The organism is Streptomyces liliiviolaceus, from assembly GCF_018070025.1.
Lineage (GTDB): Bacteria > Actinomycetota > Actinomycetes > Streptomycetales > Streptomycetaceae > Streptomyces > Streptomyces liliiviolaceus.
The window spans coordinates 4,370,610-4,394,188 of the sequence record NZ_JAGPYQ010000001.1; the positions used below are offsets into that span (position 1 = coordinate 4,370,610).

Here is a 23,579-nt window from a genome sequence, read left to right on the forward strand (position 1 = left end):
GATGAACTGCGCGTAGGCAGTCATGCTCGTGTCGGCGTACACGTGAACGTGGCCCAGGCAAGATTTCCGTGAGGCGGGAGTGTGCCACCGTGCGCCGATGACGGTCCGTCACGGGTAGCGGCGTCGGAGACCGGCCACGCGGATGACACGGTCATGCAGGAGCAGCACTCCGGCACGCCAGGCCATGATCCCCTTCTGGCGTTTCAGATCTGTGATCCGGATTTCATTGACGCCGGAGTTGAACGGGGTGGTGACTCCCTCGACGACTGCGTGCTGGTCTTCGCGGATGGCTCTGGCCCGGCTGGCCAAGGTTGAGAGACGGGAAACCGCAAGGTGTTCGACCCAGTCCGGCAGCGGGCCGGCGTCACGGAAGTCGAGCATCGCCGCGAACTGCCGCACCACGTCATGGGTTCGGCCCAGCTCCGGACTGTTCTGAAGCAGCCGCCGGCGTGGCCTCAGCGGTGCGCAGGCCGCGTCGGGACGGTGTGGCGGTGATCCACCGTGCGACCTGGCGGAGTGAGGATGGCCGCTCGCGCGGTGTGTCGATCTGCAGACCGTGAAGCAGCGGCGCGATGGCCATCTGCCAGAGCGGGGCAGGCTCAAGAGCCACATATAGACCTGAGCTGCATAAATACCCTCTTTATTATCGCGACCGCCCGGCACAGGCGTCGCACGGCAGGGTGGCTGACGACCGTCTACTGACCTTGCTGACGTGATGTCGTGGGGGTCGACAAGCTGTGGTTGTCGCAGTAGGCCGGTCACATGAGGTATCCGCAAGGGGGCGGGCTGACCGCGGAGCGACGGACGTTTCGCGAGCACATCCGGATGCAGGCGGCCGAGTTATTCGCCCTGGGACACGACAACGCCACCATCGCCAAGCAGTTACGTGTCAGCGTGCGGTCGGTACAGCGGTGGCATCAGGCATGGGAGCACGGCGGAACGCCGGCCCTGGTGTCGAAGGGGCAGGCGTCCAGGCCCAAGCTGAGTGAGGCACTGTTCGAGGTTCTCGAGCAGGAGCTGGCCAGGGGGCCGGTGGCGCACGGCTGGCCGGACCAGACCTGGACGCTGGCGCGGATCAAGACGCTGATCGGGCGCCGGTTCCACAAGAGCATGACGCTGTCGGCGATCGCGCAGATGCTGCACCGGCACGGCTTCAGTCACCAGGTCCCGGCCCGCCGCGCGAGCGAGCGCGACGAGGACGCAGTCACCGGGTGGGCGAAGGAGACATGGGCCCGGGTGGAAACGCCGTGGCGGCGCTTGGGGCCTGGTTGTGCTTCGAAGACGAGGCCGGGTTCTCGATGACGCCGCCCACAGCCCGCACCTGGGCCAGGCGCGGACACACACCCGTCATCCGAGTGCGGGGCCGCTCCCAGCGCCGTTTCTCCATCGCCGCTCTGGCCTGCTACAAGCAGGGCGAACGCTCACGCCTGATCTACCGGCCCAAACAACACGTCGACCACAAGCAGGGCGGCAGACGCAGCTTCACCTGGACCGACTACCGCGACCTGCTCATCGCCGCCCACCAGCAACTCGGCGCACCGATTGTGCTCGTGTGGGACAACCTGAACGTGCACAAAGACCGTCGGCTGCGGGAGTTCATCGACACCCACGACTGGGTCAACTGCTACTTCCTGCCGTCTTATGCACCCGATCTCAACCCCGTCGAGGGCATCTGGTCACTGCTGCGACGCAGCAGTCAGGCCAACACCGCTTTCACCGACCCTGACCACCTCATGAGCGCGCTTCGGCACGGTCTCCGCCAGATCCAGTACCGCAGCAACCTCGTCGATGGATGTCTCTCCGAAACCGGCCTCACCTTGACGACATCACGGCAACAACCTCAGTAACGGTGCGCGCGGGGGCCTAGTGTGTGAGGGCACCGTCCTCCATTCGAGTTGCAGGGAGCATCAGGTCGTGAAGGTCGAGATCCAGCCGGACGTACGCGAGACCGCCGCCCGTCTCGGAGCAGACGTCCCCTACGCGCTGAAGGCTGTGGCCGGCCAGCTGGCTGATGATCCCGACATTGGCCGGCCCTCGGGACTGCCTGGCATGCTGACGGTGACGGTGAACGGCGACATGTTCGACGACTGCCCCGACTTGTCCGTCGGCTACCTCCGCGAACCGGACCGGATCGAGATCCGCTTCTTGGAAGCGCTCCCCTCCCCCGAGATCTCCGCAGATGCTCCTGACCAGGAGCAGCACCAGGAGCAGAGGCGAGATGAGTACCCGCCTGACGGCGTTGTTGGCGCCGCGGCCACCGTACGGGAGGTCGCCGACGCCTGGCGGCGCATCACCGGCTGGCTGAAGCAGCACGCCCCCGACTCCTACGCAGCGCTCCGCGCCGGCGCCAGTCCAGCTTCCATCGCTGCACTGGAAGAGGATCTCGGCATCCCGATACCCGTTGAGCTGCGCACGCTGTGGATGCTGACCGGCGGCGACGACGGAGCCGACGGCTGGGGATGCCTCCCGGGCAACAGGGCACTGATGAACCTGGACGCCGTGGCCGCCCGCTACCGGCTCAAGACGGACGCCCAGACCCAGCAGGACGTCCTCAACGCCGGCCGTCCCGAGGAGGAGCGGATCACCGTGTGGGAGGCGACCCGGATTCCGGTGATCGCCCTGGGGCCGGCCGACCACACCATGGGCCTGTACCTGGACGCCGCTACCGGCTACCTGGGCTTCTTCTCCCGCGAGGTCGAAACCCCCGGCGACGTACTCGACACGCTGGTCACCTACCTGGAAGAGACCGCCGACATGCTGGAGGCCCCGGCCCTGGCCGCACGGGACAAGCCTGGCCTGATCGGCGGAACGCTGATCTGGCTCAGCAGCATCAACCCGGCACACGAGGAACGCTGGCAGCCCCTGTCCAGCTGACCACATACGAGAAGGACCAGCCCTGCGGGCTGGCCCCCCTTACGACTTCACGTATCCGGTGCTCGGACTACGTCAGCCGATCTTCTTCCATGTGCAGGTAGTTGCGGTCGACGTGCAGTGCTCGTATCCCGGCAGGGTCACAAAGAATCCGTCACCGTCCAGCAGCCGCCACGACGGGGCCGGATAGTCCTTGAACGCTTCCTCGTTCTGCACGCTGTCGATAGCAGCGCGTCCGCACCGCTCCGTGCCGCTCGGCCCGTTCGTCACGGCACGCGTGTCTGCGAGGAGACCGAAGTTCGCCGAGCCATCGCCCATCTTGTCTGTGAACAGCTGCGCACACTTGGTTCCCGAGGTCACCAGGTTCACGCCCTGCGGGTAGCCACCGGACTCGTGCGTCGAAGCCATCGCATACTCGTCGCAGTCGACCGATCCCACCGACGCATCGGAGGGGTGGATACTCCAGGCGGAGCCGGAACCGCAGATGACGTTCCTGCTGTTGGCTTTCGTCCACTTCGCGCCGGTACTGGTCGTCAGAGGAGTGTCCGGGCCCAGGTAGTGCAGCAGCGAGTCCCACCGCTTGGACCCTGCGTGGTCGGGCATCACCTGCTGCATGTACCAGTAGTAGCCCCCCGCAGCCGGGTATTTGTTGGTGTCCACGGTGTAGGTCGGCTTGAAGAACGGCAGTACACAGCCCGGCAGCGACCCGCCGACGAAGTCGTCACAGCGAGGCGCGAACTCCTGTACCTCCGGAATTCCGGAAGTACCGAAGTCGGCGGTGTCCGATGCGGTCGCGCTGGCATCCACGCTCGCGGTCACCGACCAGCCGAGATCGATGATCTCCTTGCCCGTTCCGTTCCAGGTGGTGGCGCGGGTGCCCCACCTGCCGTCGGTGTAGGCGTTCCAGTCGTCCGCGTCCCAGTAGGCGCTGTCGCCCGCCGCGTTGTCGAAGTCGTCGGCCCAGCGGATCACCGACGTATTGCACGACTCGCACGTCGACTGGGTGTTCCACTTCAGGGTGACGCCGTCGAGAGCGGCATCGATGCTCACCGGCATGATGCGGATCTGCTGGTCGAACTCCGCGAAGTTGGTGCCGCCGGCGGCTTTGTTCGGGTACGCCTTGATGCGCTGTTCGAAGTCGAAGACGGCGTGGCCGATCGTCGCCTCCTCCGGGTCGACGAACAGCAGCCTCGCCGACCCGATGCTCTTCAGGCACGCGTCGGTGCGGTTCATGTAGTCCGCGCCAACCGGCTCGTCGGAGCACCAGCTGACCAGGTCCGCCAACGGCGCGTCAGCCGCCACCTCAGCCGCCTCGGCGGACGACTTGCCCGCCTTGCGGGCCTTCGCCGCGGTCGCCTCCCGCAGCGCCTTCGTGCGCTGTTCCGCGCGCGCCTTCGACTCCGCGGTGGGCGGGGACAGCTCGATACACAGCTTGCGGCCCTCACCGTCCTGCTTGCCGCAGGTCCGCTCCTGGGTGGCTTCCCGCTTCACCGTCCCGTCGGCGTTGAACGTCGGCAAGGCCGGGCCCGGATCCGTCCGGGTGACCTCGATGTTCTCCTGCGCGGTCGTATTGATCGTCGACGACGTCTGCGCGGCAGGGAACTTCACGTACGGCTCGATGCGGAAGTCCGCCCACGGCGACCAGGTCGTCTCGTACAGACTGCCGTCATAGGCGGAGGTGCGGAACTTGTACAGCACCCCGGGCTTGAGAATGCCGTACGGCACCGTCACCTTCGCCGTGGCGCCGGAGGCCACATACGGCGACACCAGCACGTTGTTCGAACCCGCCCCGTCGAGGTCGACTTCCGTCCCCGGGGTGCCGTCCGCTTTCGCGGTATACACCTGGAACGTCTCGGTGGAAGTGTCACCGTCCGCGTCGGTCACCGTGTTCCGCAGCACCACCTCCGGTGCGATGACCCGCCAGACCGAGCCCGATTTAGCGAACTTCGGGCCGGCCGACGGAGCGGTGCCCGACACCGGCCGCGCACCCCCCGCAGCGATCGCGGCAAGGTCCTGCGGTCCGGCCGCCGCGACCTCCGCCGGAGAATCCTCCAAGCCCGGCACGGGCGGCGTGGGGGCCGCGGCCGCGGTGCCCATCCCCGCCACCAAGGCCAGCGCGGCACCGGCCGCAACATGTCTCCACGCCGACACACGTAAGAGTCTCAATGCGTCAATCTCCCCTGTGAGTTCGTGAGTTGTACACAACAGCCTGCGAACCCCACCACGCCCCGACACAAAGCAACATGATCGAAATCATGGTTTGCCGGGCGTCAACCTCTTCAGGCCACAGCGCCGCACCAGAGCCACAACGCACCACCAGCCGCGGCAGGAACCGGCGAACTGCGGCACGTGGGCCGCCGGTGCCACCCGTTCACCAGCGGTAGGGGACTTCGGCCACCCTTCGAGTGAGGTGCGACCACAGCGCACCCCCATCGGCGTGGAGAGAACAAAGGAGAATGTGCAGGATGCTCCACTACGGCGCGTCTTCGATATCGCCCCCGCCCGGACTGTCGAACATATGACCTAATCGCGGGCGTGGGTCTCGATCTGTCTCCCCCACGATCCAACCGGGCTGCACGCACACAGGCCCCGCCCGGCCAAGCTGTACTGGTAGGCCCTGAACGCCGGCCGCCACGCATAGAACCCCACCGTCAGACCCGCCCTGGACCGGCTGCCGAGAACGCGGACCCGCCGGACGATCAGGCAACGGCAGGGCAGCGGACGCCGTCAGCCCCGCTCGCCGCTGCGCCGATCACCTCGTCAACGGAGGATGCGAAGACGGCTGCACCCCATGGCCAGCTCGACGTGTGAGCGGTGACGGCCGCCCGGGCTCTCGCAGGGTGTGTCACAGACCCAGGGAGTCTCAGGCGGCGCGCCAGCCGCAGACGAGACGCGGTCGCCGCCGATGGGTTTGCGGAGCCGAGGAAGGAAATAGGGCCGCGCGGCCGTCGGCGCGGCACAGATAACCTGCGCCAATGAAGCGGATTCAGCGGGCCGCCGGCGTGATCGTCGGCTCAGCGGTGGGTGATGCCCTGGGTGGCCCCTTCGAGTTCGGTCCTCAGGGAGCGTTCTCCGCGCGGTTTCCCGCGCCCGGTACCGGTGGCGAGATGTGCGGAGGCGGTGGCTGGGACCCCGGCGAGGCGACCGACGACACGCAGATGGCTGTCCTGGTGGCGGAGTCGCTGCTGGAGCGTTGCGGACTGGATCTGCCGGACATCTTCGCCCGCTTCCAGCGGTGGGCGGCATCAGAGCCCAAGGACATCGGCTTGCAGACCGAAGACGTTCTGACCAACGGCATGCCCTGGGACCTCGCCGCCGCAATCCATTTCCAGGTCAACCAGCGAGCAGCGGGAAACGGCTCCCTGATGCGGGCATCGACCTCCGCGGTCCACTTCGCGGCCGCCGGCCAAGAGGCCACCATGGACGCGGCCCGCCGCATCGCAGCCCTCACCCACGGCGACCGCGCGGCCTGGGAAGGCACCGCGATCTACCACGAACTGATCCGCCTGGCATTCGAGGACACCGACCCCCTCACCGCGCTCCCGGACATCCTGACTCAGGTCCACCCCGACCACCGCGGCCGTTACGCCACCGTCCTCACGCCCGACTGGCACCCCGATCAGGCGACCGAGTTCAACGGTGCCGTCTGGCCCTGCCTGGGCTCCGCCGTCTGGGCCCTACGCACCACCGCCAGCTTCGAAGACGCGATACGCGCGGCGATCGACCTCGGCGGCGACACGGACACCGTCGCCGCGGTGACCGGAGGCCTAGCGGGGGCGCACTACGGCCTGGATGCTATCCCTGCCCACTGGACCCAGCCGCTTCACATTCCCCTCCCAGGATTCGACGGAAGAGTGCTGCACCTGCCAGATCTGCTCCGCCTTGCACACCTCCTCGGAGGCTGAACCGGGTGCTGCTCCGCGCTCTCCACGAACTCCGGCCCTCAGCCGCAGTCACCCGACCAATGGCTTCTCGCGGATAACGGGCCCACAGGCCCGTTAAAATTGCCGACGAGCTATTAGATTCCGGCAACCATCCGCCGGATCGGCGTCAGGCGTCTGGAGACGTGGCTACGCAACCGCAAGGTCACCTGCACTGTCCGGCTCGCCGAGACTGCCGTCCAGGCCGCCGAGCTCCAGGTCGAGTGCATAAGGATCCGAACAAGCGAAATCGCAACTGCTCCCCCTGTGGCAGGGTTCCGCCCGTAGTGAGACCCCGACAGCGTCACGAACCTGTGAACGTGTGTTCGCTCGTCGCTTTCAACCGGCGGCTTCAGCCCAGTAGTCCTTGAGCATCTGGCCTGGCCAACCGGGCTCGCGAACTTCGCCGCGCGGTCCCATCTCCGCGAAGAAGGGGGCAAGGTCGTAGATCGGTGTTCCGTCGACCGCGTCAAGGTCGCTCACGTGCAGGTCCAGGCTGTCGACCTTCAACAGCCGCGGGAAACTGGTCGCGAGCTGGTTAGGGCGCCGGTGATTCCTGTGTACGAACGTGCCCGAGGGCTCCCAACGGGAATCGCCTCGCGGGCTCCGCGCGTGCAGGGCAACGTCCTCCGGCGACGCCTGACTGAAGTGCCAGGTCACCACCAGAACGTCCTCCGGCGACGCCTGACTGAAGTGCCAGGTCACCACCAGATGGGAAAACTCTTCGAGGCCCTTACAACGGCTAACACAAAGAGGTGGATCGGTGCTGGTGGCCGTGTCCGGCACGGGAGATAAGTGTTCGATCCGGTGTGGGGATGTCGCCGTGGATCGTGTCGGATGAGCTGTGGGACCTCCTGGAGCCGCTGTTGCCGAAGCGTCAGCGCAGGTTCCGGTATCCCGGCCGCAAGCCGTTGCCGGACCGGGAAGTGCTGTGCGGGATCTTGTACGTGCTGCACACCGGGATCCAGTGGGAATACCTACCCCAGGAGCTGGGCTTCGGGTCGGGCATGACGTGCTGGCGACGGCTGAGGGACTGGAATGAGGCCGGTGTGTGGCAGCGGCTGCACGAGGTTCTGCTCGCCGAGCTGAACGCGGCCTCCCGGCTGGACTGGTCCCGCTGCGTAGTCGACTCCTCCCACGTCAGAGCCTTAAAAGGGGGCAGCACACGGGTCCCTCGCCGGTCGACAGGGGCAGGGCAGGCTCGAAGCACCACGTGATCACCGACGGGCACGGCACCCCGCTCGCGGTTCTGCTGACCGGAGGTCACCGTAACGACGTCACCCAGCTGCTGCCCCTGCTCGATGCGATCCCACCTGTCCGCGGCCGAGTCGGCCGACCACGCCGCAGACCTGACTCGCTCTTCGCGGACCGTGGCTACGACCATGACATCTACCGCGACCAGGTCCGCGCCCGCGGCATCGTGCCGGCCATCGCCCGTCGAGGCACACGACACGGCACCGGACTGGGCACCTATCGGTGGGTGGTCGAGCGTACCTTCGCCTGGCTCCACGGCTTCCGGCGTCTGCGCATCCGCTGGGAACGCAGGGCCGACATACACGAAGCGTTCCTCAAACTCGCCTGCTGCCTCATCACCCACCGACAACTCGGCTCATTGCGTTAGCCGTTGTTAACAACGTCGATTGGGAACTTCAAGTCAAGGCGGATGATGGATTCGATGCCGCCCCAGTAGTCGTCCGTGATCTCTGTGCGGCCGCCGATCACGGTGCCGATGGGCTCGATCTGCAACGTCATGGTGCTCCCTCTCATCCAGCCTGACTCGATTCTTCGAGGTGGTAGACGCTGTTGACGGCGTGGCCCGCGCCTTCATCCCTCAATATCGCGAACTAGAAGATCACCGCCCACAACCTTCAGGCCAGCCCGAACACCGACAGGATTGCCGTCAAGGCGCCGCTCGACGAACGCAGCGGGCGGTACCTGTGTGCGCCGGAGTCTCAAACCGCAGACGCCATCTGCAACCAGCCCGAGACCGTCGGCACGAATGCCCCACTCTCTAAGATTTCCATCGACGGGCATCCGTTCAAGGATGCAACCTCTTCACCATGACCGCGTATACCGGAGAGTCGGCGAACGGCCTCTGCTCGCCGACCTTTTCGTAGCCCCATGTTTCGTACAGATTTTGGACCTTTGGGTGAGTCACGTCGACCAGGAGCACGGCAAGATCCTCGCCGCACTCATTCAACAGGGCTTCGTGCAGACGATCCGAGATGCCTTGCTTCCGCCACTGCGGGCGCACCATGACCTCGGAGACGGCGTAGGTCTCGGTGTAGCCGTTGTTCGGCTCGAATTCGGTGGAGCGCCACCATTCACGCCCCGGCTGAAGCGGGGCGCCGTACGCGAAGCCGGCCGGCTCCTCTCCGTCAAAGGCTACGACGCAGGTGAAGCCGTCCATTTCTGACCAATGGTCAACGAACCAGGGGAACCGCTGGTTGAACTCGTCGTCCATTGCGTCGGCATACGCATCGGCGTGCACATCTATCAGCATCTGTTTGAAGCCTTCCGGAAGGCTTCCCTTGCCGTAATACCGCAGGTCGATCACCCTGGTCACGCTTGACTCCATTCATTTCTCATACGGTCTACCCAATCGCGGGCGTACGTCGTGGACGGCGCCAGCCGGAACAGGTCTCTGTGAAAGTCTCCGATCAAGGTGCGTAGTCGTCCAGGCAGCGGAGCACCATCCATGATTGTGAAAATGGCGGCTGCGGTTATCGTGGCCTGTTCTGGCTCTCCCTGCCAGAGTTGTGCCTGCGCGAGCTGACACGTGGCTAGGGCGCGGTTGCGCTGGAAATCAGACGGGATCTCCGCCAGGGCACGATGCGCCATCGCCTCTGCTTCGGCGGACCGCCCGTTGTTGTTGAGGATGATCGCGGCGAGATGATTGAGTTCTGCTGGTCCGTAGAACGCGGTCCACCGGGGTCTCTCGTCGTCGTCCGCCTTCCGAAGGGTTTCCTGTGCGGTGCCCAGGGCTCTCTTGGCGGCCCGCGGGTCCCCCAGGGTGGAGTGAGCCAGGGCGAGACGGACGCGGCCCATGGAAGCAAAGAACGGGTCGCGACGGGCGGCTTGGGAAGCGACAGCTGCCTGTGCTGCTGCGAGCTGTTCTGTTCCGCTCTTCCGCTGGTAGGCGAGCATGGCCATGTTGATCCACACGCGCATCGCCGTGGCCGGGTCCTGAGAGAGGCCGGCGAACGTGGTCGACTCGTACAGATGCCTCTGGGCTGTATCTAGGTCGCGCAGGTCAATGCAGGACCAGGCCGCGATGGTGGTGTACTCCGCCGCGAGTGCATACAGGGCGCGGCGCACACGCTCACTGGCGTTCCGCTGCTGGAGCTCCAAAACCTTGGCGCGGCCTTCAAGGGCCGCACTTGCCAAAGATATGTGACCACCTTGCCGGTCATCGGCCTTCACGAGGTCGTTCATGCCGGCCGCCGCGCGGGTTACGTCTGCCATGCCCACTGACCGACGCTGTCTAACGATGGGGGCAGCGGCGGCTGCCGTTCCGGTAGTAGAAAGCATGAAGTCGCGACGCCGCACTGGATCCTCCGGGGGGTGCTGCATGGAGCTGGGTGCGCTGAACCCCAAGTCAGCCACGCAGCAGCCGAACACACGCTCAAGTGCAGCGCAAGTGCGGCCGATTGGGCGTCGACTCGACCCGTTGAGCAGGTTACGGACTGTCCGCGAGGAGATCTCCCCCGGTCGGCCGGTGATCTCTAGTAGCGCGGCGTTGAGCTGAGCGGCCAACTCGTCCTGTGTGAGGCCGAGTTGATCCATCCGACTCTGAAGGATGAGATTCGCTCCCATGTACCGAACGTAGCGCCACCGTCACCACGTCACCTAAGCCTCGGGTAATAGGAACGTAAAGTCTTCCGGTTGAGGCAATGCACGAAACCAGAACCCTTCCTGTTGCCCGCTGCTGATGAGCCGTTGACTGGATATCAGCCGCCGCATCAGGTTCGACATGGCGGCATGGAGGAGATCCCAGCCCTGCCTCCCCCGTCAGAGACGGGACCCCACGTCGGAGGGAATGGCCTCGTGCCCATGACCGTCGCAAAACCGAACAAAATGTGGAAACAGAGGCCTCCCGTGAAGCTGCAGCTGACACGCATCCCACTCCCCGTCCACCCTGTGGGTGTACGCACGGGCCCTCACGCCTCGTTCCAGTACATCCCGCGCAGAGGCTTCGACGTAGCCATCGAGCGCAGTGCCGGCTCCAGGGACGGCTCCGTCGATCCTGCGGATGCGGTATGGGTGGGGAACCTGCGTCGCACTGTCCGGCGCGGACTCGACCGATCAGGACTACCTGATCTCGTCGAGAACGCCGAACTGCTCGTGTCCGAGCTGGTCACCAACGCGTTCAGACACGGACGCGGCGACATCCGCGTACGCATGCTCTTCGAGCACGGCCGGATGCGGCTCGAAGTGCGGGACGGCTCGCACGAATTCCCCGAACTGCGCACCGCTGGCGCCTTGGAGGAGGCCGGTCGCGGCCTGTTCATCGTCCGGGCTCTGGCCGATGACTGGGGCGTCAGCGCCGACGGCACCACGACCTGGTGCTCCCTCAACTTGTACCCGCTCAGCCGTACCCCATAGACGCCGTCGGGTTACAGCCGTCGGACCCTGCTCCCCGCACGGATCAGGTTCACGTCTGGCTGTGGCCCGGCGGCCCCATCCCCGTCTGTCTGCTTCGAGGAAGCAACCTTCATGACCAGACCACAACCCTCCCGCCCGGACCTCAGCGTGAGCTTCCTGCAATGCATGTGGCGGGTACAGGAGACCGAAGCCTGCACCCCTCGAACGGACGCTGCGATCCGTGTGATCAGTGGCATATACGCAGAGCACACGCACCTCCTGCGCAGCACGCTGGCGGAGCACGGCTGGCCGGGCTATCGCCTCGTGGGCGAGCAGGGGTCAAAGGCTGCCTGGCAGATCGCTACACACTGCGGGGACGGCGCGTTGCAGGCCCGTGCGCTCGAACTGCTCGGGCGGGCAGTACGCCAACAGGACGCCGACCCCCAGCATTACGCCCTGCTCGATGACCGCCTGTGTCTGTACCGGAACGAGCCGCAGCGGTACGGGACGCTCTACATCCCGACCGCGAGCGGCGACCTGACGATCTACCGCGTCCGGGATCCCCAGCGGCTCGACGACCGCCGTCACGCCGTGGGCCTGGAACCGCACGCCGAGTACGCGCAACGACTCAGAGCCGACGTGCTGCCCCTCGACGTGACAGCGCCCTCCGGCTGACCCCCTGAACGCCGCCGAGCCGCAGCCACACCACCCGCCCATCCCCGTGCGGGTTCCCGCCGGCTGCTGCTCGGCGGCTCCCCTCCCATCCCTTCTTGAGGACTCCACCCTCCATGGCTTTACCTACCCGCTGTCCGCAGAGATCCGGCACGCGTCCGTTTCCGCGGAGGTGCCACCGTGTCCACCCGTGACATGCCCCTGATCGACCACGCCGCCGGCCGTGATGAGGCGCTGTATCCGGTTTTCGAGGAACTCAAGCTCGGCCGCTACCGGCTCGTGAGGGAAGTACTGGCCGCCACGGGCCACGACTGGCAGCTGCGGACGTTCCGCAGCCAGGTCATCGCCCTGTACGCCGCCCGTACTCCGGCGATCGACTACTGGTACCGGGAAGAGCCCCACACCGCGGACGCCCTGCTGATGTGGGCCCGCGTCCTGACGCAGCGCGTGTTCGCTCTCCAGCTTCCCCACAGCGACCCCGCGGTGCTGGCCGCAGCCGAGCAGGCCCGCCACGCCTGCCACGCCGCCATCCGTGCGTGCCCGAAGTGCCCGGCGGCGCGGGTTTGCCTGCTCGCGCTGGCGCAGTTCGACGCCGATCCGCGCTACCGGCAGAACCAGCACGATCACTGGGCGCCGGGCGCTGACAACCTTCTTGAGGGTCCGTGGCCGCTGTTCTGGGCGGTGCGACAGCGGGACCCGGAGAACCGCGAGGCCTATCAGCGCCTGCTCCAGTTCTTCTACGCCCGCGGAGAGGGAGCCCACAACGTCGCGCTGTGGCTGGCGACGAGCGCGGGCGAGTGCTCGAACCTGCACATGGTGCCGCTGCACGCCTTCGCCGAGGACTACCGGCAACGACGCCGTCGGGGGGCCAGCGACTTCACGTACTGGACGAGCCAGCACATCCGGCGCTACGTGCAGCGGGCGAGAGACCACTGGTTCGCCTACCTCGACGAGGACACGCGCGCCTCGCCGGTCCTGTCGATGGATTTCAACCTGCTGGCGTGGACGATCGGCAAGAGCGGGGTGGGCGGGGCCGGCCCGGTGTTCGAGGCGATCGGCCCGTACGCCACCGCCACGCCGTGGCAGACCCTCGAATCCCGCTCCAACTGGGTCCAGGACTTCCTCAAAGCCCGGCATTCCGCCCTGGCCGAACACGTCAGGTACTGAACCAGTCTTCCCGAAGATCCTTTCCAGATCTCTCTACGACACCACGAGGACGCACACCCGTGTCTCACATAAGAACAGCACGCATCGACGATGACGCCGCGCTGATCGCTGAGGGCATCACGCCCACACTGGCCCGCAAGATGGGCGGGTTCGGCAACTACGCCGTGTCGTTCTCCGTCATCTGCATCCTGGCCGGCGGCATGACGTTATTCGGGTTCGGCCTGCACAACGGCGGCCCGGCCGTGATGGTGTGGGGCTGGGTCGGCATCTTCGCCATGACCCTGGTCCTGGGCTCCTGCCTCGCCGAAGTGACCTCCGTCTACCCCTCAGCCGGCGCGCTCTACCACATGGCCGACCGGCTCGGCGGGCGCGGCTGGGCCTGGCTGACGGGCTGGCTCAACCTCCTCGGGCTGGTCGCCGCCATCGCCGGGATCGACTACGGCGCGGCCTCCTTCATCGGCGCGTTCGCCAGCCTGCAGTGGGGTTTCGAGCCGACGCCCGAGAACACCATGGGCGTCTTCGTGTGCGTCCTGCTCCTGCACGGCCTGCTGAACTCCTTCGGTGTGGGCCTGGTCGACGTGCTGAGCAAGATTTCCGTGTGGTGGCAGTTCTCCGGCGTGTTCCTGATCGTCGTCCTGCTGTTCGCGGCCCCCGGCGAACGCCAGTCCCCGGCCTTCGTGTTCACCGAGTACTACAACGACTCGGGCATCACCAACCCGCTGTACGGGGCCGGGGTCGGCTGTCTGATGGCGGCGTACACGTTCTGCGGCTACGACGCGTCCGCCCACATGGCCGAGGAGACCACCCGGGCGCAGAAGTCCGCACCGTGGGGCATGGTCCACGCCATCCTGTGGTCGGGCATCGCCGGGTTCGTGCTGATCGTCGGCATGCTGTTCGCGATGGAGAGCTACTCCGGCACGCTGGAGACGGCCACCGGAGTACCGCCCGCGCAGATCTTCATCGACGTCCTGGGCGTCGGCGTGGCCAAGGCCCTGCTCGTGGTCGTCATCGTGGCACAGCTGTTCTGCGGCAACGCCGAGGTCGCCGCCGCCAGCCGGATGGCGTACGCGTTCTCCCGCAACCGGGCCCTGCCGGGCTGGAAGAGGTGGAGCAGGGCCCACGCCCGCACCCAGAACCCCACAGCCGCGGTGTGGCTGTGCGTGAGCCTCGCGTTCGTCCTGACCCTGCCGAGCCTGCACTCCCCCGCCGCATACGCAGCGGTCACCGCGATGAACGTCCTGGGCATCACGCCCGCCTACGCCATCCCCGTCTTCCTGCGCCTGAAGGCCGGCAACCGGTTCCAGCAGGGCCTGTGGAACCTGGGCCGATTCAGCAAGCCGCTGGGCATCCTCGCCGTCGCCTACGTGATCGTCCTCACCATCTTCTTCTGCCTGCCGCAGGCCTACCCGATGCAGGTCACCAACTTCAACTACGCCCCCGTCACCCTGGTCGTCGTGCTCCTGGGCGCCTGGATCTCGTGGATCACCGTGGGCCGGAAGAACTACGCCATGCCCCTGCCGGCCGCCACCGCCGCGGACTCCGCGATCGCCGGAGGCATGGTCTGATGCACGCCACCGACACACCGCACCGCACCGGCCTCATCTCCCTTGGCCAACTCCACACGGCCGTGGTCGACCTCCACATCCGCGCGGTGACGCCCGTCGTCCCGGACCTGCACGGCCTCCTCAGAGGCAAACGCCTCGACGCCAACCTCTTCCTCGACCAGGTCACAAAGCAAGGCGACACTGCGGGCGAGGCGTGCTCGTACCTCCTGGCCACCGACCGGCGCATGACCGTCACCACTACGAGCAAGCACGACATCAGCGGGTGGATCCAAGGCTTCCCGGACATGAGCCTCCAGCCCGACCTCGACACCATCCGCTTCATGCCCCACACCCCGGGCGTCGCCCTCGTGCACTGCGACGCCATCGACACCGACGGCAAACGCATCGGCATCGCTCCGCGCGAACTGCTGCGCCAGCAACTGAACCTCCTGGCGAAGCAGGGATACGAGATCCGTATCGGGTGGGAGAGCGAGTTCCTGCTCCACGACGGCCACCGGCCCGTCACCCGCCACAACGCCGACTACGCCCTCAACCTCCCGCCGCAACTGCACGACTTCTTCCACGACCTGGAACAAGCTCTCTTCAACGCCGAAACCCCCGGCGAAGCGTTCAAGGGCGAGGGCGCGCCCGGCCAACTGGAGGTGACCTTCCGCTACGGGGAGGCGATGCGGGCCTGCGACAACTACACGGTCTACCGGCAGACCCTCCAGCACGTCGCCGAACAGCGCGGCCTGCGCGTGAACTTCATGGCCGCACCGAGTGATGAGGTCGGCAATGGCCTGCACCTGCACCTGTCCCTGTGGAAGGACGGCGAGCCGGTGTTCGCCGCCCCGCACGACGGCACCCTGTCCCCGCCCCTGGAGTACGCGATCGGCGGGCTCCTCAAGAGCCTGCCCGACCTGGCGCCGCTGTGGGCACCAGTGCCCAACAGCTACAAGCGCTTCCGGCCGCACTCCTTCGCACCCCTCTACATGAACTGGGGCGACGACCACCGCGGATGCGCCGTCAGGATGACCGGCCACGGCCGCGGCCGGCACCTGGAGCTGCGGATGGCGGGCGCCGACGCCAACCCGTACCTGGTGGCCGCCGCCGCCATCGCCGGCATCCTGCGCGGCCACAGGGAAAAGCTCGCACCACCCCCGCCCTGCCCGGGAGACGCCTACTTCGACAACGGCTCACCGCGCCTGCACCGCGACCTCATCGAGAGCCTGCGCGCGTTCATGAGCAGCGACTTCGCACTCACCGCGTTCGGTACCAGCGTCCTGCACCACTACGGCGTCGCCGCCCAGCACGAGATCGACACACACCGCGAGCGGGTCACCGACGTCGAACGGCAGCGAGGTGACATCCGTGCCTGAAGCCCCCGAGCGTCCCGGCCGTGGGAGCCCCGAGCCGAGCACAGTGGAACAGATCAGGGAGGTCATGCACGCACGGCTGGCCGATGGGACGTACGCACCCGGAACCATGCTGCCCTCACTGCGCACGCTGGCCCCTGAGTTCGGCGTGTCCCACACGGCGGTCGACCTGGCGCTGCGCCCGCTCAAAGACAAGGGCATTCTCCGCGGGGACGGCTCGCGCGGAACCGTCGTCACGCGCCAGGTCAGCGCCGCCCAACAGCCGGTACCGCAGGACCAGGCCGACGACCCTTGCGGGGTGCGCCCCGGAGACGGAAACGCTTCCGGCAGCCAGGCCGAGGACGCCGAGGTCCCGCACGACGGAAAGCCCGCGAAGAGCGGACGCAACGCGACCGTCGAACGTGTGCGGGAAACGATCCGTGAGCGGCTGGTCAGCGGCCGGTACCCACCCGGTTCGTGTTTACCCAAGCAGAGCGAACTCGCCGCCGAGTTCGGGGTGCCCGAACAGCTCATACGTGAGGTCTTCCGGCCCCTCAAGACCGACGGGACGCTCCACTTCGTCAGTGGCTGGGGAACCTACGTGGCAGTCCCGGAAGAGACGTCACGCAGGGGGTCCCGTGTCACCGTCGAACAGGCCGTACGGCAGAGGATCACCGACGGCACGTACCCGCCCCTCACCTGGCTGCCCCCGTTGCGCGTCCATGCCGTCGAATTCGGATGCTCCCCTGCGACCGCCTACTGGGGCCTTGTTCCTCTCAGAGCCGACGGGCTCCTCGGCTCCGCCCGCGGCATGACGTACGTCATCAATCTGAACGAGCCGACCGCGATCCCTGATGCGCCGCCTCCACACCAGGGGCGGTTCGGAGCAGACCGCGCGGAGTCGGACCAGGGACCCCGGGACTTGGCAGTACCGAACGCGGATGCCGGGTTCCCGATCCACGCCTGCGGGACCGCTCCGGGCGCATCCCCAGACACCAGCCCACACGGTATGCAGGAGACACGCCCGTGACCACGATCGACGTTCTTGACGCAACCCCTCGCGCGATCCCCCTGCGCGCCGTGACGTACAACCTGCTCAACGGCGGCGTCGACGGCCGTCCGGAAGCACGCTCGGAAGGACGGTTCGACGCGCAGCTGGGCATCATCAAGTCCCTGGCCCCCGATGTCCTGGCGCTGCAGGAGTGCACCTTCTGGGACGAGGACGGCAACCGGCGCCTGGAGACCGTGGCCAGGGAGACGGACATGGCCGTCGTCGCCATGGTGCCCTCCCGCGTCGGTGACGGCCGCAACTTCACCGCGCTGCTCTACCGGCCGGAAACACTCCGCCTGGTCGACTGGCGGCAGCGCGGCCAGGGCGTCCTGCACCACGCGATGATCCAGGCCCACCTGCGGCCGGTCGACGCGCCCGACGGCAGCGCCGACTTCACCGCGCTGGCCACCCATCTCGCCTTCACCAACGGCGACACCCGGCTCGCCGAAGTACGCGGATGGGCCACCGACCTCGCCGGCACGTTCCCGGGCGCACCCTCCCGGGCCATGCTCCTGGGCGACCTCAACTGCGCCCGCCCGGCGGACGCTGACGTTTTCGACTGGGACCAGGTCCCGCGAAACCTGCACGCCCGCTACCGCCTCGTCCTGCCCAACGGGACGTTCGGTGACGCAGACCTGCGGGCCATGCAGGTCCTGCTGGCCTCCGGCTGGCAGGACCCCGAGTCCCTCACCACGATCCCCAGGACCCCCACCGTCGGCTACTACTACGCAGGCGAGAAAGGGGACGTGTGCCTGGACCACATCCTCGTGCACGGCTTCACCGCCCGCTCCTACCGGACCTACGACACACCCATGGCGCGCACCCTGTCCGATCACCTGCCGACCCTGCTCGACGCGGAGATTCACGCACCACGTGAGGGAGGTGACCGCCGTGGCTGAAGCCACTGAGCGGCCAGCCCGCAAGGCCACCGTCGGTCCGGTGCGAGCCGCCATCCGCCAACGACTGCTGGACGGGACGTACCGGCTGGGAACCGTTCTGCCCTCACAGCGGAGCCTGGCCGTCGAATTCAACGCATCGTCCACGCTGATCGCCAAGGCTCTCCGACCATTCAAAGACGCCGGCGTTCTGCGCGCACACCCGCCCAGCGGAACCGTCGTCGTGGGCCGGATCGACCCCACCACGCCGGTCCCACAGGAGGCCGCCGACCGCCGTGCACTTGAGGTGGCCAAACGCAAGGAGCTCACTGAGCGCACTCGACGTGTGATCCGCGAGCGCCTGGCCAACGGCCAATACGGACCCGGATCGCAGATCCCCACACGAAGCGCACTCTGCCGCGAGTTCGGCGTGCCTGCATCGGTCCTGCGCGCCGCGCTCAGGCCTCTCCACAATGACGGGACTCTCTACTCCGTCAGAGGCCTGGGCACATACGTGACAGAACAAAAGAGGGATCCGCGACCACCGTCGTACACACCGTCCGGCAACGGATCACAGACGACATCCACCCGCTCCTGACATGGATACCGACACGGCAAACCCTTGCCGACGAATCCGAAACGTCCGCGTCGAGCGCCTCCTACGGTCTCGCGACTCTGAGAGACGAAAAACTTCTCGGCACCGCACACGGCATGACCTACGCCCTCGATCCGGCGAACCCCCCGGCGCCGCCCGATACACCCAGACCCCCACCACCGGCGGCAGCGCCGGACAGCGGCAGAAAAAAGCCCTGGCTCCGACCCGGCGGCGCAAAAGGCCGCGCCGCCACAGACAGACGCCCAAGCCCCGGCCGGCGTCCGCGGATCCACAACGGGCGAAGGCCAAGACCACAGCCAGCACGGTATTCAGGAGATGCACGCGTGACCATGTTCGAAGTTCTTGACGAAACCGGCCGCAACACGAATCTGCGCGACCGGATTCGTGAGGTCCTGGAAAGGGTGGCCCCGCACGTCGCGGAGACCACCGGCCTCCCCCTGCCCGCACAGGCCCGCTACCGCCTGCTGCCCCCGAAAGCGTGGCGGGAGGAGTTCCGGCTGAACGCGCATCGCATTCTGGCCCGGGACATCGCCGAGCTGGACCCGACGCCGGCAGAGATAGACGCGACCCGGGTCGTGCTCAAGGGCGCGGGAGCTGCCGCGGTCCTGGTCTGGCCTCTGGTCCTCGGAAGCACGCACAAGGCCGCCGACGGTCAGCACGAGACCGTCATCGCCCCCACGACCTGGCGTCACGCCGGGCTGCTGGCCGACGATCCCGCCATCCACCAGGTGGTGGCCCATGAACTGGTCCACCACCTGCAGGCCAAAGCCCGCGCCGGCGAGGTCTGGAAGACCTTCTTCCCTGCCCGGCGCGGGCTGGAGAACATTCCGCGTGACAGCTTCACGTATGTCCTTGAGGGCCATGCGACCTGGGCCGACCAGCAGGTCACCGGCCGCCTGTTCGGTACACCGGCCGATCACCGGCAGGCGCGGAAGTCCTGGCGCTACCGGCTCCACGACAACCCCGTCATCCGCCGCCTTGGCCCCAGCCGGGAGGCATATGAGCAAGGGGCTGCCCTGATCGCGCGCGCGGTGCAAGCCCACGGCACGCACTCGGTGAACCGGATCTGGAAGGACGTCTCGCTGCTTCCCACGGCGGAAGAACTCGCCGACCCCGCAGCCTGGGCCCGCCGCCTGTGGCCCCAGGCCACGGACGGCGACGTCCGACTCAGGATCTTTCCACCCAGCAGGAGAAAGGGGATGACATGACGCCACGGGATCTCTGCGTCGTCAGCTACAACACCCTCAACGGCGGCCGTGACCGCGACGGCTCGCCGCACCGGCTGACCACCCAGCTGGAGATACTCAAGGAACTCGCACCGGACGTCCTGTGCCTGCAAGAGGCCAAGCGCTGGGACGAGAACGGCGGCGAACAGGTCAACGCGGTCGCCGCGGCACTGGACATGGAGCCCCGGCTCGCTCGCTCGGCCAGCCATGGCTGCCACCTCATCACCCTGGTCCGGCCGCCACGAGTGCGCTTCCTGCGCTTCTACCCGGACATCGCGGAAGGGAATTTCCACCACACGGTCTCCCGCGCCATCCTCCAGGTGGAAGGGGTGGAAACGCCGCTGCACGTCCTGCACACCCACCTCGACCCCTTCTCCCCAAGGGACCGGGTGGCCGAGGCCGGATGGCTCACGCCGTACGGCGACCGGGACGACACGCTCCTCGTCGGCGACCTCAACACGGAAGCCCCTCGCGACCCCGAGCCCACATCCTGGGACTGGCTCCCGCCCACGCAATATGCGAGCCACCGGATCCAGCATCCGGACGGCAACTACGGCGACCTCGACAAGGCCGCCATGAGCGCGCTGCTGACCGCCGGATTCATCGACCCCGCCGCCGACCTGGAGCTGCCTTTCGCCAGAACCGCCGGCCACTGGCACCCAGGCGACCGCGACCACCGGTCCGACTACATCCTCACCACGAACCACCTCTCCTGGCAGATGCAGTCCTACACCGTCATCGACACACCCCGCGCACGGGACGCCGCAGACCACCTCCCGGTGGTGGCCCACCTCCACAGAACCTTCTGACCATTTCCCGAAGGAAGCCAAGGACAACGGTGCGCCCCGACCATCCCGCATTCCTCCATCCCGGCGCTCGAACCCAGCATCGCCAAGCCCCAGGGACGTGTGCAGGTGGCCGTAGCCCGTACCCCTCAAGCACCCCGCGTCGCTCGTCGGCGGGCGACGCGGGGCCCCCGGCAGCCGACCGGCCGCCGGAACCGCCCAGAAATCCGACAACATCGGAGGGCAACATGGCAACACCAGCACCGACGATCCTCATCGATCGGCAGGCGTCCACGGTCACTCGTGACCCGCGGGATTACGTCGAGCCCGACGTGTGGGAGCGGGAGGTCACCTTGCTCATGCGGGACTACCCGTTCGACAAGGTGATGGCCGAGAGGCTGTTCTCCGCGGCCGTGTCGTACCTGATCACGGCCATGGAGAAATGGGGCCAGCGACTGGAGATGTGCGCGGGGCGGATCGTGGACATCGCGGTCCACGTGTTCATCCTGGACACCCCCAACTACCGGGCGTTCTGCGCCGCCAACTTCGACGGGAAGTTCCTGGAGCACATCCCGGAGATCGAGTTCAAGAACGACGGCAGTGTCGAGCGGACCGCCCACATCATCGCCGCCAACGGATTCCCGGTGGACTGGTCGCTGTGGGAGGCCGACTTCGCCAAGTGCGGGCCGTGCTCTCCCGGCAGTAACTGCCACTGATCTGATCCGATAGGCCCTTCGGGGCCATGCACGCCGGGGGCCGCCGTTGGCGGCCCCAGGTTCTTTTTGTGCGCATTCACACTATTTTCTGGCATTCCCATACGCCCCCGCAGGGACACGAGTACCTTGACGGCCCTGGAACCCGTCTCCCTCCGGAGGACCCTCGATGTCCAGCGCCACCCCTTCGACCGCACCCGAGTACTGGGACAGGTACAAGCCCTACCGCGGCGAGGGCGAGCAGCCGCCCCCGGCCGCAGCCCGCTTCGAGTGGACCGATGTTCCTGGACACGGGCCCGGCGCGGAGGTGCTGGGCAGTCCGGGCACTGCGCTGGACCTTGGTCCCGCGGAAGGGGAGAACGCCGCCGTCCTCGCACGGGCCGGCACCGCGGTGACCGCCGTGGACTTCTCGCTCACCCAAGTGGAACGCGCCCGGCGGTTATGGAGGGGCGCTGCCGGACTGGACTTCGTCCTCGCCGAAGCGTGCACCTTCCTCGACAACGATCCGCGCACGTGGGACGCGATCTACTCGACATGGGGAGCCGTCTGGTTCACCGACCCGGACGACCTGCTTCCCCGCGTCGCCCGGCGTCTGGCACCCAGCGGTGTGTTCGCCTTCTCCCACAGGGCGCCCGCCGTCAACGAGTACGGAGCGCAGGCGATGGGCGGGCCGTGGCTGGAGGGCCGCGAGGGCGAACTGACCGTACGACGGTGGCAGTACACCATCGAACAGTGGTCGGACATCCTAAAACGGACGGGATTCGCCGACATCAGTGCTCAGGTACTCCTTCACCCGGAACCCGGCAGGCAGGGCACGCTGCTCGTTCAGGCCCGGAGGGGTAACTGAACACGAGCCCTGACGGGCGGTACGCAACGAGGTCTCTGTGCTGAGCTCCCCCGGCGCGGAGACCCTCCGTCGTTACGGTGCGTGCATCGCTTCCGCCGGTCATTCCGTCCATAGAAGCGGCGAGCCAGGGGCACTCGGCCACGACCTGATGCGGGTCATCACAGGTAGGACTCCTGTTGGCGAAAGGCGGAACGCCGAAGCCGAAGCATTGCGAGCGCGGCTCAGCGAGCGCGGGTATCACTTCGGGCGACCGCTACGGCGTGAGACGGGGCCGCGGCGTGGGCCACCCCGCGGCCGGGCACCGATGCGGTCCAGGCGCCAGGGAACCAGACGGCGCTGTACTGCTCGATGACGTCGCGCAGCCCAGTGGTGACGGCCCCATCCCACGGCAGTCGACCTGGTGAGCGCGAAATTCGGAGAATCCCTGCGGACGCACGGGGTCAACTGCAGTCTGTCGGTCAATGCGCCCTTGTCCTGTGGAGGATCTCCGCAGGCGCGGGGTCGACTCGGCGGTAGCGCGCGTGCAGGTTCTGCGGGACGGAGGGTCCCCGCAGGCGCGGGGTCGACCAGGCAGGCTTGATGGCCTTCTGCCACAGCCACGGAGCATCCCCGCGAGCGCGAGGTCGACTTCAATCCGCGGAAGAGACGGACGGCTCCGTCCGGAGCATCCCCGCGGGCGCGGGGTCGACTCGTGGAGCGCGCCTGCGGTTCCCGGGTAGCCCGGAGCATCCCCGCAGGCGCGGGGTCAACGCGCAGCACTACGCCCGCGTGATGCACGTGATCGGAGCATCCCCGCAGGCGCGGGGTCGACCGGTCGCCGTGCCCACCGCCGGGACAAGGTCACGGAGCATCCCCGCTGGCGCGGGGTCGACGCGGTCGCCGACGCCGCGTCGGACGGCTGACTCGGAGCATCCCCGCAGGCGCGGGGTCGACGTGGCGGTATCGCTGGTGGTCACCTGCGGCTCCGGAGCATCCCCGCAGGCGCGGGGTCGACGACGTGGCGGCGCAGTTCGAAGCGCTCGGCGACGGAGCATCCCCGCAGGCGCGGGGTCGACACTTGCTGAGCTGGGACTTTACCGGGCCGGGTAGCTGTTTTCATTCACTTGTTTTCTCTCGGCATGAAGGAGCAATTCCCGACGACAGCGACGACGAGCAGTGGGCGCCCTGGGACTTCGGCCCGCATCAAAACGCACAAGCGTGGAACAAACGAAAGGTTATTCACACAAGTCAGCAGGTCGAACCGGTCTATCGCAGCAGCTCCCGGAACGCACCGGCCCCATCCAGGACAACTCAGCCTGCAGCCACGGCCAGTAGACGTCGCCATGAAGTAGCAACGTACAGGGCAGTGTTGGC

At 67.2% G+C, this 23,579-nt stretch carries 22 protein-coding genes; 16 read left to right on the forward strand and 6 right to left on the reverse strand.

Features of this window, described 5'->3' with window-relative positions:
* Positions 1-108: 108 nt before the first annotated feature.
* Entirely contained in the window at positions 109-399 is a 291-nt protein-coding gene (locus J8N05_RS19125) for a transposase (protein ID WP_210884359.1), read from the reverse strand.
* 363 nt (positions 400-762) lie between these two features.
* Between J8N05_RS19125 and J8N05_RS48315 the strand changes: the two genes are divergently transcribed.
* A protein-coding gene (locus J8N05_RS48315) for an IS630 family transposase (RefSeq protein WP_456339978.1) occupies positions 763-1,847 on the forward strand; the annotation gives its coding sequence in 2 pieces (ribosomal slippage) (positions 763-1,288 and positions 1,288-1,847; 1,086 coding nt in all).
* A gap of 67 nt (positions 1,848-1,914) precedes the next feature.
* Positions 1,915-2,874: an SMI1/KNR4 family protein gene (locus J8N05_RS19140; RefSeq protein WP_210884363.1), complete on the forward strand. Its 960-nt coding sequence runs from the start codon at positions 1,915-1,917 to the stop codon at positions 2,872-2,874.
* Between the two features lie 72 nt (positions 2,875-2,946).
* Here J8N05_RS19140 and J8N05_RS19145 read toward each other — a convergent pair whose 3' ends face one another.
* Complete coding sequence (locus J8N05_RS19145; RefSeq protein WP_210884365.1) at positions 2,947-5,022, reverse strand: hypothetical protein; 2,076 nt, start codon at positions 5,020-5,022, stop codon at positions 2,947-2,949.
* A gap of 824 nt (positions 5,023-5,846) precedes the next feature.
* Here J8N05_RS19145 and J8N05_RS19150 point away from each other — a divergent pair.
* Complete coding sequence (locus tag J8N05_RS19150; RefSeq protein ID WP_210884373.1) at positions 5,847-6,776, forward strand: ADP-ribosylglycohydrolase family protein; 930 nt, start codon at positions 5,847-5,849, stop codon at positions 6,774-6,776.
* Positions 6,777-7,130: 354 nt separating this feature from the next.
* On the opposite strand, the gene J8N05_RS19155 is transcribed toward J8N05_RS19150, so the two are convergent.
* Positions 7,131-7,577 (reverse strand): TrmO family methyltransferase domain-containing protein, encoded by a 447-nt coding sequence (locus J8N05_RS19155; RefSeq protein WP_247706336.1) that lies wholly within the window; start codon positions 7,575-7,577, stop codon positions 7,131-7,133.
* 29 nt (positions 7,578-7,606) lie between these two features.
* Here J8N05_RS19155 and J8N05_RS19160 point away from each other — a divergent pair.
* Positions 7,607-8,412 (forward strand): IS5 family transposase gene (locus J8N05_RS19160; protein ID WP_247706337.1). Its coding sequence is split into 2 segments (ribosomal slippage): positions 7,607-7,924 and positions 7,927-8,412, totalling 804 coding nucleotides; the frame shifts between segments, so codons are not numbered across the junction.
* Here the strand turns inward: J8N05_RS19160 and J8N05_RS47920 are convergent.
* From J8N05_RS47920 to J8N05_RS19170, 3 genes are all read right to left on the reverse strand, one after another.
* A complete protein-coding gene (locus J8N05_RS47920; RefSeq protein ID WP_282108155.1) occupies positions 8,409-8,543 on the reverse strand; it encodes a hypothetical protein in 135 nt (44 codons plus the stop codon). The genes J8N05_RS19160 and J8N05_RS47920 overlap by 4 nt on opposite strands.
* Before the next feature lie 286 nt (positions 8,544-8,829).
* Positions 8,830-9,357, reverse strand: a complete 528-nt coding sequence (locus J8N05_RS19165; protein ID WP_247706338.1) for a GNAT family N-acetyltransferase — start codon at positions 9,355-9,357, stop codon at positions 8,830-8,832.
* On the reverse strand, positions 9,354-10,256 hold the full coding sequence (locus J8N05_RS19170) for an XRE family transcriptional regulator (protein WP_247706730.1): 903 nt from the start codon (positions 10,254-10,256) through the stop codon (positions 9,354-9,356). The genes J8N05_RS19165 and J8N05_RS19170 overlap by 4 nt, the downstream gene beginning before the upstream one ends.
* A 675-nt stretch (positions 10,257-10,931) precedes the next feature.
* Between J8N05_RS19170 and J8N05_RS19175 the strand changes: the two genes are divergently transcribed.
* From J8N05_RS19175 to J8N05_RS19230, 12 genes are all read left to right on the forward strand, one after another.
* Positions 10,932-11,396 carry an ATP-binding protein gene (locus J8N05_RS19175; protein ID WP_247706339.1) on the forward strand — a complete coding sequence of 155 codons (465 nt, stop codon included), beginning with the start codon at positions 10,932-10,934 and terminating at the stop codon, positions 11,394-11,396.
* A gap of 165 nt (positions 11,397-11,561) precedes the next feature.
* The gene (locus tag J8N05_RS19180; RefSeq protein WP_308286982.1) at positions 11,562-12,050 is read left to right on the forward strand and encodes a DUF6624 domain-containing protein; all 489 of its coding nucleotides are present in this window, start codon (positions 11,562-11,564) and stop codon (positions 12,048-12,050) included.
* A 177-nt stretch (positions 12,051-12,227) separates the two neighbouring features.
* A complete protein-coding gene (locus tag J8N05_RS19185) occupies positions 12,228-13,214 on the forward strand; it encodes a hypothetical protein (protein ID WP_210884382.1) in 987 nt (328 codons plus the stop codon).
* 59 nt (positions 13,215-13,273) lie between these two features.
* Complete coding sequence (locus J8N05_RS19190; protein ID WP_407699917.1) at positions 13,274-14,779, forward strand: amino acid permease; 1,506 nt, start codon at positions 13,274-13,276, stop codon at positions 14,777-14,779.
* The gene (locus J8N05_RS19195) at positions 14,779-16,137 is read left to right on the forward strand and encodes a glutamine synthetase family protein (RefSeq protein WP_210884383.1); all 1,359 of its coding nucleotides are present in this window, start codon (positions 14,779-14,781) and stop codon (positions 16,135-16,137) included. Before J8N05_RS19190 ends, J8N05_RS19195 begins: the two co-directional genes overlap by 1 nt.
* Positions 16,130-17,143 (forward strand): GntR family transcriptional regulator, encoded by a 1,014-nt coding sequence (locus J8N05_RS19200; protein ID WP_210884384.1) that lies wholly within the window; start codon positions 16,130-16,132, stop codon positions 17,141-17,143. Before J8N05_RS19195 ends, J8N05_RS19200 begins: the two co-directional genes overlap by 8 nt.
* The gene (locus J8N05_RS19205) at positions 17,140-18,063 is read left to right on the forward strand and encodes an endonuclease/exonuclease/phosphatase family protein (protein ID WP_247706340.1); all 924 of its coding nucleotides are present in this window, start codon (positions 17,140-17,142) and stop codon (positions 18,061-18,063) included. The genes J8N05_RS19200 and J8N05_RS19205 overlap by 4 nt, the downstream gene beginning before the upstream one ends.
* Complete coding sequence (locus J8N05_RS19210; RefSeq protein WP_210884385.1) at positions 18,056-18,637, forward strand: GntR family transcriptional regulator; 582 nt, start codon at positions 18,056-18,058, stop codon at positions 18,635-18,637. Before J8N05_RS19205 ends, J8N05_RS19210 begins: the two co-directional genes overlap by 8 nt.
* A 347-nt stretch (positions 18,638-18,984) precedes the next feature.
* A complete protein-coding gene (locus tag J8N05_RS19215) occupies positions 18,985-19,863 on the forward strand; it encodes a zinc-dependent metalloprotease (RefSeq protein WP_247706732.1) in 879 nt (292 codons plus the stop codon).
* Complete coding sequence (locus J8N05_RS19220) at positions 19,860-20,690, forward strand: endonuclease/exonuclease/phosphatase family protein (protein ID WP_210884392.1); 831 nt, start codon at positions 19,860-19,862, stop codon at positions 20,688-20,690. The genes J8N05_RS19215 and J8N05_RS19220 overlap by 4 nt, the downstream gene beginning before the upstream one ends.
* A 224-nt stretch (positions 20,691-20,914) precedes the next feature.
* On the forward strand, positions 20,915-21,382 hold the full coding sequence (locus tag J8N05_RS19225) for a glycine-rich domain-containing protein (RefSeq protein ID WP_210884395.1): 468 nt from the start codon (positions 20,915-20,917) through the stop codon (positions 21,380-21,382).
* Positions 21,383-21,548: 166 nt separating this feature from the next.
* A complete protein-coding gene (locus J8N05_RS19230; RefSeq protein WP_210884397.1) occupies positions 21,549-22,226 on the forward strand; it encodes a class I SAM-dependent methyltransferase in 678 nt (225 codons plus the stop codon).
* The last annotated feature ends 1,353 nt before the right edge of the window (positions 22,227-23,579 follow it).